This window comes from Tessaracoccus bendigoensis DSM 12906 (genome assembly GCF_900141915.1).
Classification (GTDB): Bacteria; Actinomycetota; Actinomycetes; order Propionibacteriales; family Propionibacteriaceae; genus Arachnia; species Arachnia bendigoensis.
In genome coordinates, this window is the sequence record NZ_FQZG01000106.1 from 1 (window position 1) to 9,623 (window position 9,623).

Consider the following 9,623-nt stretch of genomic DNA (forward strand, 5'->3'; position numbering starts at 1 on the left):
AGTGTTTGGGCTTGTCGGGTGGCATCCAGGATGCGGGTCTGGTCGTAGCCGGCAGTGATGACCTGCCGCCCAGCTTCCCGCATCGTTTGGTTCATGTGTTCTATTGTTTCGGGAGGGTCTGACAGAAACCCCTGCCCCGACCACCTGGAAGATAACGAAACGGTAACGATTCCTGCCGGGTTCCGGTCCGGCTTCGAGGACGGCATCGTCAATGACTGACCTGGGTAGGGGTGAGGGTTTGGGGTTGGGTTCCTGCGCAAGGTCACGATGGTAACGCCCACGCCTCGTTCGTCCCTCACGAGGCGGCTCAACCGGCGGGTGGTAACACCCACGCCTTGCTCTCACAAGGCGGCTCAACCGACCCGCGGCTCAACCAACTCCCGCGACTGCGCTTCAGCGTGCCGCCCCCAGTCGGCCTCAACGGGGAGCCGGCGCAGGCTCGACGTCAACGCGGCCAATGCCGCCGCAGCGAGGCAGATCGCCGCCGTGGCCAGCAACGTCCCCGACCGGCCGACCCAGGTCAGCCCGAACCCGGCCACCAGGGGTGCCAGCGGCATGGCCCCCATCGCGAACACCGACAGCGCAGAGGTCGCCCGCCCGATCACTTCACGGGGAGTGGCGACCATGAAGTATCCCAGCAGAGCCGCGTTCAGCGCAGGAGCCCCGAGTACGGCGACCGCCAGGACGACGGCGACCGCGAGAGGATGCGTCACCAGAGGCATAACCGCCATCGCGACGGCAACCAACAGCACCCCTCCGATACCGAGCCAGCCTGTCGGAACCCTCGGCACCAGAACGGGTGCAAGGGCCGCGCCGAGCAGCATCCCGACCCCCAGCCCGCCCGTTACCAGCCCGATGGCCGTCGGCGACGACCCGGCCTGCTGCAGCGAGTAGACGACGGTGCTGATGGCCGCGTTGAACCCAAGATTGATGAGCGTGGTCACCAACAACGTGCCGCGCAGGTCGGGACGCGAGAACACCCACCTGAAGCCCTCCGCCAGTTCGGCACCAAAGCGACGGCGTTCACTCCCACCATGCCCCACCGGCACCGCAGGGGTACGCCGACGCAGCGCGGCAGCCGAGACGGCCGCGACCAGTTGGCTGATCGCCATCACCCCTCCGAGGATCGGGGCGCCCAGCCCCAGGAGCACGCCGCCGAGCGGCGACCCAGCGAGGCTCATCACCGCGTCCCTCCCCTGATTCGAGGCCTGCGCCCGACCGAAGGCGTCCGGCGCAACGACGTCCTTCAGTGCCGACTGGTTCGCGGTGCCGAACAGCCCGTTTCGGAACGCGAATCCGAGGTTCAGCAACAGCAGCGCCACGTAGCCGAGCAGATCCAGGAAGGTGAGCGCGGTGAAGACGACGGCCAACACAATCCCCACAAGGGCCCCCACCAGCATCAGCGCGACTCGGGAATGCCTGTCGGCAAGCACTCCCCCGACGAGCGAGCTGACCATCCGCATCACGAGGCCGGTGGCCCCGATGATGCCCGCGAGCACCGGTTCATCGGTGATCATCAGCGCGAGCAACGGGACGGCGAACCCGGCCAAGGCGCTGGCGAGTTCGAAGGCAGTATCACTTGCCAACCAGAGCGGGTAGCCGCCGCCCCAGAGCCGGGTCTTCGATCCTTGATGCATGACCCAACAGTAGATTCGCAAGACTTATTGCGCAAGTATTATTGCGCGACTATTTTCGTCTTTCATCGCTAGACTCGGGGAATGCCGAGCAAGCCGCAAGCCCCGACGATGTCGACGGAGATCCTCAAGGCCTTGGCGAACCCGCTGCGTCGACAGGTTTGGAACGAGGTCTCCGAACTTCGCTACGCACGGGCTGCCGACCTGGCCCAACGTCTCGGTACCCCCGCCAACACGCTGAGCTTCCACCTTCGGGTCCTGGCCGAGGCGGGCCTGATCGAAGAGGCGCCAGAAAAGGCGCGGGACAGGCGCGACCGGGTGTGGAAGCCGACGAGGGGCGCCCTCTCACTCGGTTCGCCCGATAACCCCGTCACCGATATCGCGCTCGGCGACGCGGTCCTCGCCGGCACAGTGGCCGACCATCAACGGCTATTGACACGCGTGGCGGATTGGGCGCTCAAGTACGCCACCGGTGAGGACCCGGTCGAGCGTGGCACCCTCGCCGGTTACACCCTGCGCCTCAGCCGCGAGCGCTTCAGTGAGCTTGTCGAACGTCTCGACGGGGTGATCGACGAGTACCGCGATGCCGACGAAGAGGGCCACACCTGGCGGCTGTCCGTGATCGCCGCCAGCGACGAGATCTGAACCGCGGTCGGTGTCCTCCTGACCCAGCAAGCCGAAGCTACCCGGGCCCGGTCAGGCAGTTTCCCGGCGGGGCCGGAAAATCCGCGCCTCGACCCGATAGGCTGAGCCGCAGACAATTCTTCAAGGAGGACAGATGTCAGGTCGCATCCGGAGCGAGGCATTCAAGAGCAAGGTCATGTCGGCACACGAGGCTGCGGCCCTTGTCGAGAACGGTTGGAACATCGGCTTCTCGGGCTTCACCGGGTCGGGCTACCCGAAGGCGTTCCCCGAGGCCCTCGCCGCCATCATCGACGCCGCCCACAGCAAGGGCGAGGAACTGCGCGTCGGGGTCTGGACAGGCGCTTCAACCGCACCCGAACTCGACGGCGCGCTGGCCCGCACCGGCGGCATCTCTTACCGCGCCCCCTACCAGTCAGACCCCGAGATGCGCACCGCGATCAACAAGGGCGTCTCGTACTACCAGGATATCCACCTGTCTCACATGGGCCCGCAGGTCTCCCAGGGCTTCCTGGGTAAGCTGAACGTCGCTGTGATCGAGGTGACCGCCATCAACGAAGACGGCGACCTCATCCCTTCGTCGTCGGTCGGGATGAACCGCACCTACCTCGACTACGCTGACAAGGTAATCCTCGAGGTCAACGGGTGGCAGTCCGAGGGCCTCTACGGCATGCACGACATCTACTACCCGATCGGCGCGCTGCCGCCGAACCGGGTGCCGCTCCCCATCCAGGCGGCCGGCGACCGGATCGGCGGCAAGGTCCTCAAGGTCGACCCGGACAAGGTCATCGCGATCATCGAGACCAATGCCCCCGACCGCAACACCCCGTTCAAGCTGCTCGACGACGACTCCCGCGCGATCGCCAACAACCTGCTCGACTTCCTCGGTAACGAGGTCAAGCAGGGTCGGATGCCGAAGAACCTGCTGCCGCTGCAGTCGGGCGTCGGCAACATCGCCAACGCCGTGCTCGCCGGCCTGCTCGACGGCCCGTTCGAGAACCTCACCTCCTACACCGAGGTGATCCAGGACGGCATGGTCGACCTCCTCGACTCCGGCAAGCTGACCGTGGCTTCGGCCACGGCGTTCTCCCTCAGCCCCAAGGCTGCTGAGAAGATGAACGACAACGCGTCCCACTACGCCAAGAAGATCGTGCTGCGTCCGCAGGACGTTTCCAACCACCCCGAGGCGATCCGCCGGATGGGCGTCATCGCCTGCAACGGGATGATCGAGGCCGACATCTACGGCAACGTGAACTCGACCCACGTGATGGGCTCGCGCATGCAGAACGGCATCGGCGGCTCGGGTGACTTCACCCGCAACGGCTGGGTCTCCTCGTTCGTGACCCCCTCGACGGCAAAGGGCGGCGCGATCTCCTGCATCGTGCCGATGGTCAACCACGTCGACCACACCGAGCACGACGTCCAGGTGATCATCACCGAGCAGGGCCTCGCCGACCTACGGGGCATGGCGCCGCGTCAGCGCGCGAAGCTGATCATCGACAACTGCGCGCACCCGGACTTCAAGGAGCCGCTGCGCGAGTACGTCAAGCTGGCTGAGAAGAAGGCCAACGGCATGCACACGCCACACGACCTGGCCACGGCGTTGGGTTGGCATGTCCGGTTCCTCGAGACCGGCACGATGGTTCAGTGACGTAGAACCCTCCGTCAGAAAGGGCTTCACCGCTTCGGCGGTGGGGCCCTTCTGACGTCTTGTTGTGGAACCCAGTCTAGAGTGGGGGGTCGGCCCTGGCCACGGGCCAGCCCGACAGAAGTGAGAATGGAACCTCAATGGCAGTGATGATCTCCGCAGCGTTCACCTTCCTGCTGGTCATGGACCCCCTCGGAAACGTGCCGCTGTTCCTCACATCACTGCGCAACACCAAACCCGAGCGACGGCAGTGGGTGATCCTCCGCGAGTGTCTGATCGCCCTTCTCGTCATGGTGGCGTTCCTGTTCCTCGGCAAATCGCTGCTCAATCTGCTGCACATCGAGGAGGCGGCCCTCACCGCCGCTGGCGGCGTCATCCTCCTGCTGATCGCGATCCGCATGGTCTTCCCCACCCCCGAGAAGAACCTCGCCGAGCCGGTGACCCACGAAGAACCCTTCATCGTCCCGTTGGCCGTTCCCTACGTCGCAGGCCCTTCGCTGCTGGCCGTGATTGTGGTGTTCGTCAGCCAGGACACCGGCAACTGGTACTGGTACCTCGGCGGGTTGATCATCTCGTGGCTGGTCACGACGGCGACCCTCTACTTCTCCGGCTTCCTGCAACGCGTGGTCGGTACCCGGGCCCTGGTCGCCGTCGAACGGCTGATGGGAATGATCCTGGTGCTGCTGGCCGTGCAGATGATGTTCAACGGGACCAAGGCCTTCTTCCTCAGCTGAGTAGCCGATCGCAGATCTCACCGGCGATCGGTTTCGCCGAGGTCGCCGCGGGTGACGGGGCGTTGACCACATGCAGTTGCCGCGCCGTGGAACGGAACATGAAGTCCTCGACCATGGCACCGTCCGAGAGCACCGCCTGGGCCCTGATCCCGGCCTCATGTGGCAGCAGGTCCTCCAGAGTCAGTTCCGGGCAGTACCTCCGCACCCTCGCCAGGTATCCCGACTTGATCAAGGAGTCCAACTGCTCCCCCAGCCCGGTGCGCAGGAGCCGTGGTGCCAACCGCCAGAAGCCACCGAACCGGAGCAGTTCGGCGGCGTCGTGCCGCTCGAAGGAAAACTTCGGGTAACGCTCACGGGCCAAGCCGAGAACGGCGTTCGGCCCGACGGTCACGCCACCGTCGACCATCCGGGTCAGATGCACCCCGAGGAACGGCATCTCCGGGTCCGGCACCGGGTAGATCAGGTGGCTGATCAGGTCGGCCCTGGATTCGGGCAGGCGGAAGTACTCGCCACGGAAGGGCAGCATCGCGAACCCGTCACCGATGCCCGCGAGCCGCGCGATCCGGTCTGCCTGGATACCTGCGCAGGCGACCAGCCGCCCCGCACGCAACTCCGAATCCTCCAACGAGACGGTGACACCCGCCTGATCCTCGTCGAGCCCCACCACCCGGGCCCCGAGACGCACCTCACCGCCCAGTTCCACCACCCTCGCGGCCATCGCCGCGGCCACCTCACCGTAGTCGACGATGCCGGTGTCGGAGACCAGGATCGCCGCGATCCCACGGATGTGCGGCTCAAGCCGCCTCAACTCTTCCGCATCGATCCGACGGGGCCGCAGCCAGTTGCGCTCGGCCCGCTTCTCGAGCGCGGCGAGCCGCCCCAACTCGGTGTCCTCCGTCGCGACGATCAGTTTGCCTGGCTGCGCGAACGCGATCCCCCGGTCACGGCAGAACTGCCTGGTCCAGGCGGCACCGGCCCGGCAGAGTCGCGCCTTGAGGCTGCCCGGCGGGTAGTACACGCCGGCGTGGATGACGCCGCTGTTGTGGCTTGTCTGATGCCTCGCTATCCCCTGTTCCTTTTCGCAGAGCACCAGCGAGGCGCCGGGGTGTCGCTCCAGCAGGGTCATGGCGGTGGCGAGGCCGACGATGCCGCCCCCGATCACACAAAAGTCGATCACTTGACGGCCCGACCGGTTCGATACCCCACATCCGGATTGTAGTGCCAGCCTGGGCACCACCACAGGGAGCTGGCACCGACCAGTAGGCTGATGGCACGTCCCGCCACCGGGGCAGGCTATCCGGAGGAAAGGCCAATGCGAATCGCCATCGCCCAGTTGACCGCCTCGACGGATCCGGTCACAAACCTGGCGCTCATCGAGGCCTACGCGCGGCGAGCGGCGACCCGCGGCGCCTCCCTCGTGGTGTTTCCCGAGGCGATGATGTGCTCGTTCGCCCGACCCTCCTCCGAGGTTTCCGAACCCTTCGGCGGCCCTTGGGCACGGTCAGTGCGTGACCTGGCATCCGACCTCGGCATCACGATCATCGTCGGGATGTTCACCGACGCCGATGACGACCGGGTGTACAACACCCTGCTCGTCACCGGGGCAGACGAGGCACGCTACGACAAGATCCACCTGTTCGACGCGCTCGGATTCCACGAGTCGAAACACATCGCACCTGGGCGGAGCCTCGAACTGGTCGACCTGGAAGGCACCTTGGTCGGGCTCGCGACCTGCTACGACATCCGGTTCCCGAACCAGTTCACCAGGCTCGCCACCACCGGGGCGAAGGTGATCGTCGTCTGCGCTTCCTGGGCCCCCGGGCCATTCAAGACCCACCAGTGGCGCACCCTCGCGACCGCGAGAGCCATGGATTCAACCGCATTCGTGGTGGCGGTCGATCAGGCGGCGGCAGGCGACCCCGAGCGAAGGGCCCTCCCGACGGGGGTCGGCCATTCGATCGTGGTGGATCCGACGGGGCGCGTGTTGCTCGAGTTGGGCACAGCACCGGAGCTGGCCTTCGTCGACATCGACCCGGCAGAGGCCGACACGGCCCGCGGGGCGCTCCCGCTCCTCAGCTCCTGATCAGGTCAGGCGTCGGATCCCCTCGGCGAGCACCTCATCGGTCTTGCAGAACGCGAATCTGACGATCTCACGCCACGGCTCTGGATGGTCGGTGAATACCGTCACGGGGATCGCGGCCACACCCCGCGATGCCGGCAGCGCACGGCAATAGCTGAGCGCATCCTGGTCAACCCTGGCGCACACGAAATAGGTACCCTCCGTTCGGAACGGCGAGAGCCCGGCCCCCTCGAGGGCGTGGGTAAGCAGGTCCCGCTTGCGCTGCAAGTCGGCGACGAGGTCGGTGACCCAGGCCTGTTCGTGACGCAGCGCGTGTGCGACGGCGGGCTGGAACGGTGCCCCGCCCGAAAACGTCAGGAACTGCTTGGCCGCCAGCACGCCGTCGAGGAGGGTCTGGCTCGCAAGAGCCCATCCGACCTTCCAGCCCGTCACGTTGAAAGTCTTACCGGCGCTCGAGACGGTGACGGTGCGCGACGCCATGCCGGGAAGCGTCGCAATTGGGATGTGAACGAGACCGAAGGTGAGTCGCTCGTAGACCTCGTCTGCGAGCACGAGGAGGTCGCGCTCGACCGCCAGCTCAGCGATGGCGCTCAACTCGGCCAGCCCGAAGATGGTACCTGTCGGGTTGTGCGGAGAGTTGACGACGATCATGGCGGTCTTCTCGGAAACGGCGGAACGGAGGGCGTCGACGTCCAGGGCAAATCCGGTGCCGTCTGGCACCAGGGGCACCGTGACCCGGGTTGATCCGGCGAGGGCGACCGCGGCCGCGTAGGAGTCGTAGTAGGGCTCGATCAGGATGACTTCACTGCCCGGCTCGACCAGACCGAGGATGGTCGCAGCGATCGCCTCGGTGGCTCCCGTCGTGACCAGGGCCTCCGTGCCAGGGTCATACTCCACGTCGAAGTTGCGGGCCCTGTCCTCACAGATGGCTTGCCTCAACTCGGCGGCACCGCGGACGGGCGGGTACTGGTTGTTGCCGGTCGAGATCTGCCCCCTCGCCACCTCCAACATCGCAGCGGGACCGTCCCAGTCGGGGAAACCCTGGCCGAGGTTGACCGCGCCACGCTCAAGAGCCAGGGCGGTCATCTCCGCGAAGATCGTTGCCCCGAAGGGTTGGAGCCGTTCGACGGCCGCGGAGGGTCCAGACATGTGGGCGAGTCTAGGCAGCCTCCGGCCCGACAAGGTGGGGCGTCCACGGCTCAGCCGTCTTCGCCCCCGTCGCGCCGCGGGCGGCCAGGTCGTCGGATCGGCCGCGCGCGCACGTCGCGCCCGGCGTCTTTGAGGCTTTGACGCAGCAGCATCTCGATGTGGGCGTTGAGGCTGCGCAGATCGTCGGCCGCCCATTTCGCGAGGGCCTCATGTACCGCGGGGTCGAGCCGGAGAAGGATCGATTTCCGCTGCTGACGGGCGTCGACCTCTCCTGGCTCCTGCTGCTCGGGCATCAGCCGTACAGGGTCCCGGTGTTGATCACGGGCGTCGACCTGGAGTCCGAACAGAGCACGACGAGCAGGTTCGACACCATCGCGGCCTTGCGTTCGTCGTCCAGCGCGACGATCTCGTCGCGTTCAAGTCGCTCAAGGGCCTGCTCCACCATCCCGACGGCGCCCTCGACGATCTTGCTCCTGGCCGAGAGGACCGCTGAGGCCTGCTGGCGCTGCAGCATCGCCTGCGCGATCTCGGCGGCATAGGCGAGCGACGAGATGCGCGTCTCGACGACCTCGAGCCCTGCGATGGAAATCCGGGCGGCCACCTCGTGCGCGAGTTCACCGGAGACGAGATCGGTCGATCCGCGCAGGCTCTCCTCGCCCGGATCGGCGAAGTCGTACGGGTGAGAGGAGGCCACATGACGAAGGGCGGCCTCAGCCTGGACGGTGACGAAGTCCTCGTACGCCTCGACGGAGAACACGGATTTGGCGGTGTCTGCGACCTGCCAGACGACGATGGCCGCGATGTTGATCGGGTTGCCGTCGGCGTCGTTGACCTTGAGCTCGTTGGTCTCGAAGTTGCGGACCTTGACCGAGACCTTCTTCTTAGTGGTCAGCGGCACTGTCAACAGGAGACCCTGCTTGCGGATCGTGCCGAGGTAGCGCCCGAAGAATTGCGTGACTTTGGTGTCCCCGGGAGAGACCACCGTCAGGGACGACAACACCACGAGCGCAATCAGGAAGGCCGCGATGGAGGCGGCAATCACCAACCCGTTGACCGGCAGCCCACTCTCCTCGGCGATGGCCGTCGACACGATCCCCCAGACGGACAACACCAGCAGGACGAGGGCGATCAGCAGCGCGAGGGCACCCGACATGGACCAGGCGGGACGCTCATCGATGATGACGCGGGTGCCCCCGTGGCCGACGGGTCGCCCTGCGGGAACCCCTCCCACTGAGGCTTCTTCGACGTCCGGGGCTTGGTTTTGACTCATCGAGACCTCCAATAATCTGATATCTAATTGATATCAGATTAGCGCGGAAGCGGGGGATGCGCCAGTCGCTTGGATACTGCGCTCGTGGAGAGCCGGTGTTCCGCTGTGGGGTGAGCCCGTGTTCCGGGAACGATTGGGCCGCCGTGACGGTGTCTCTGGTGAGCCGCGGCGACGCTGAGAGGCCTTCGCGGCTTGTCAGGGGAGGGTGCTGAGGGTCTCGCGAAGGATTCGTGGCAGTCGGCGTAGGTGGCGTGCGCGATGGCGGTGATCCTCTCGGCATCTGGCTTCGGGCCCAGGACTCCTGACAGGGTGAGATCTTCGACGAGTGGCCTGAGCGGGAATCCAGCCTTCGCGAGGCAACCCGAGCGCCTTGGGGAGCCGCTCGGCCGTCTACGCGATCCGGATCGACGATTCATGAATTGCCTCAGGTGTCCCCTGGACGGGCCGGGCAACCAAGGTCAAGGTG

Annotated in this window: 9 protein-coding genes; 4 read left to right on the top strand and 5 right to left on the bottom strand. The window is 66.1% G+C overall.

Annotated elements, in window-relative coordinates:
• Positions 1 to 353 precede the first annotated feature (353 nt).
• On the bottom strand, positions 354 to 1,637 hold the full coding sequence (locus BUC15_RS17810; protein WP_073191156.1) for an MFS transporter: 1,284 nt from the start codon (positions 1,635 to 1,637) through the stop codon (positions 354 to 356).
• 81 nt (positions 1,638 to 1,718) lie between these two features.
• On the opposite strand from BUC15_RS17810, the gene BUC15_RS17815 reads away from it, so the two are divergent.
• From BUC15_RS17815 to BUC15_RS17825, 3 genes are all read left to right on the top strand, one after another.
• On the top strand, positions 1,719 to 2,279 hold the full coding sequence (locus BUC15_RS17815) for a winged helix-turn-helix domain-containing protein (RefSeq protein WP_073191159.1): 561 nt from the start codon (positions 1,719 to 1,721) through the stop codon (positions 2,277 to 2,279).
• Between the two features lie 133 nt (positions 2,280 to 2,412).
• Positions 2,413 to 3,927 carry a succinyl-CoA:acetate CoA-transferase ScpC gene (scpC, locus tag BUC15_RS17820; RefSeq protein ID WP_073191162.1) on the top strand — a complete coding sequence of 505 codons (1,515 nt, stop codon included), beginning with the start codon at positions 2,413 to 2,415 and terminating at the stop codon, positions 3,925 to 3,927.
• 137 nt (positions 3,928 to 4,064) lie between these two features.
• Positions 4,065 to 4,658, top strand: a complete 594-nt coding sequence (locus BUC15_RS17825) for a MarC family protein (RefSeq protein WP_073191165.1) — start codon at positions 4,065 to 4,067, stop codon at positions 4,656 to 4,658.
• Here the strand turns inward: BUC15_RS17825 and lhgO are convergent.
• Positions 4,651 to 5,835, bottom strand: coding sequence for an L-2-hydroxyglutarate oxidase (lhgO, locus tag BUC15_RS17830; protein WP_073191167.1), 1,185 nt, complete (start codon positions 5,833 to 5,835; stop codon positions 4,651 to 4,653). The genes BUC15_RS17825 and lhgO overlap by 8 nt on opposite strands.
• 135 nt (positions 5,836 to 5,970) lie before the next feature.
• Here lhgO and BUC15_RS17835 point away from each other — a divergent pair, with 135 nt between their 5' ends.
• A complete protein-coding gene (locus BUC15_RS17835) occupies positions 5,971 to 6,741 on the top strand; it encodes a carbon-nitrogen hydrolase family protein (protein ID WP_084189726.1) in 771 nt (256 codons plus the stop codon).
• Here BUC15_RS17835 and BUC15_RS17840 read toward each other — a convergent pair whose 3' ends face one another.
• Genes BUC15_RS17840 through BUC15_RS17850 form a run of 3 tightly spaced genes read right to left on the bottom strand, consistent with a single transcriptional unit; the run spans position 6,742 to position 9,157 of the window.
• Positions 6,742 to 7,887: a pyridoxal phosphate-dependent aminotransferase gene (locus BUC15_RS17840; protein ID WP_073191173.1), complete on the bottom strand. Its 1,146-nt coding sequence runs from the start codon at positions 7,885 to 7,887 to the stop codon at positions 6,742 to 6,744.
• Positions 7,888 to 7,937: 50 nt separating this feature from the next.
• Positions 7,938 to 8,180, bottom strand: a complete 243-nt coding sequence (locus tag BUC15_RS17845) for a type II toxin-antitoxin system antitoxin (RefSeq protein WP_073191176.1) — start codon at positions 8,178 to 8,180, stop codon at positions 7,938 to 7,940.
• Positions 8,180 to 9,157 (bottom strand): SPFH domain-containing protein, encoded by a 978-nt coding sequence (locus BUC15_RS17850; RefSeq protein ID WP_073191179.1) that lies wholly within the window; start codon positions 9,155 to 9,157, stop codon positions 8,180 to 8,182. The genes BUC15_RS17845 and BUC15_RS17850 overlap by 1 nt, the downstream gene beginning before the upstream one ends.
• Positions 9,158 to 9,623 lie beyond the last annotated feature (466 nt).

What these genes read in the sequence shown, in the direction of transcription:
- BUC15_RS17840 (WP_073191173.1), bottom strand. Translation starts at nt 7,887, where the DNA reads ATGTCTGGACCCTCCGCGGCCGTCGAACGGCTCCAACCCTTCGGGGCA.
- scpC (WP_073191162.1), top strand. Translation starts at nt 2,413, where the DNA reads ATGTCAGGTCGCATCCGGAGCGAGGCATTCAAGAGCAAGGTCATGTCG.
- BUC15_RS17850 (WP_073191179.1), bottom strand. Translation starts at nt 9,157, where the DNA reads ATGAGTCAAAACCAAGCCCCGGACGTCGAAGAAGCCTCAGTGGGAGGG.
- BUC15_RS17835 (WP_084189726.1), top strand. Translation starts at nt 5,971, where the DNA reads ATGCGAATCGCCATCGCCCAGTTGACCGCCTCGACGGATCCGGTCACA.
- BUC15_RS17825 (WP_073191165.1), top strand. Translation starts at nt 4,065, where the DNA reads ATGGCAGTGATGATCTCCGCAGCGTTCACCTTCCTGCTGGTCATGGAC.
- BUC15_RS17810 (WP_073191156.1), bottom strand. Translation starts at nt 1,637, where the DNA reads ATGCATCAAGGATCGAAGACCCGGCTCTGGGGCGGCGGCTACCCGCTC.
- BUC15_RS17815 (WP_073191159.1), top strand. Translation starts at nt 1,719, where the DNA reads ATGCCGAGCAAGCCGCAAGCCCCGACGATGTCGACGGAGATCCTCAAG.
- BUC15_RS17845 (WP_073191176.1), bottom strand. Translation starts at nt 8,180, where the DNA reads ATGCCCGAGCAGCAGGAGCCAGGAGAGGTCGACGCCCGTCAGCAGCGG.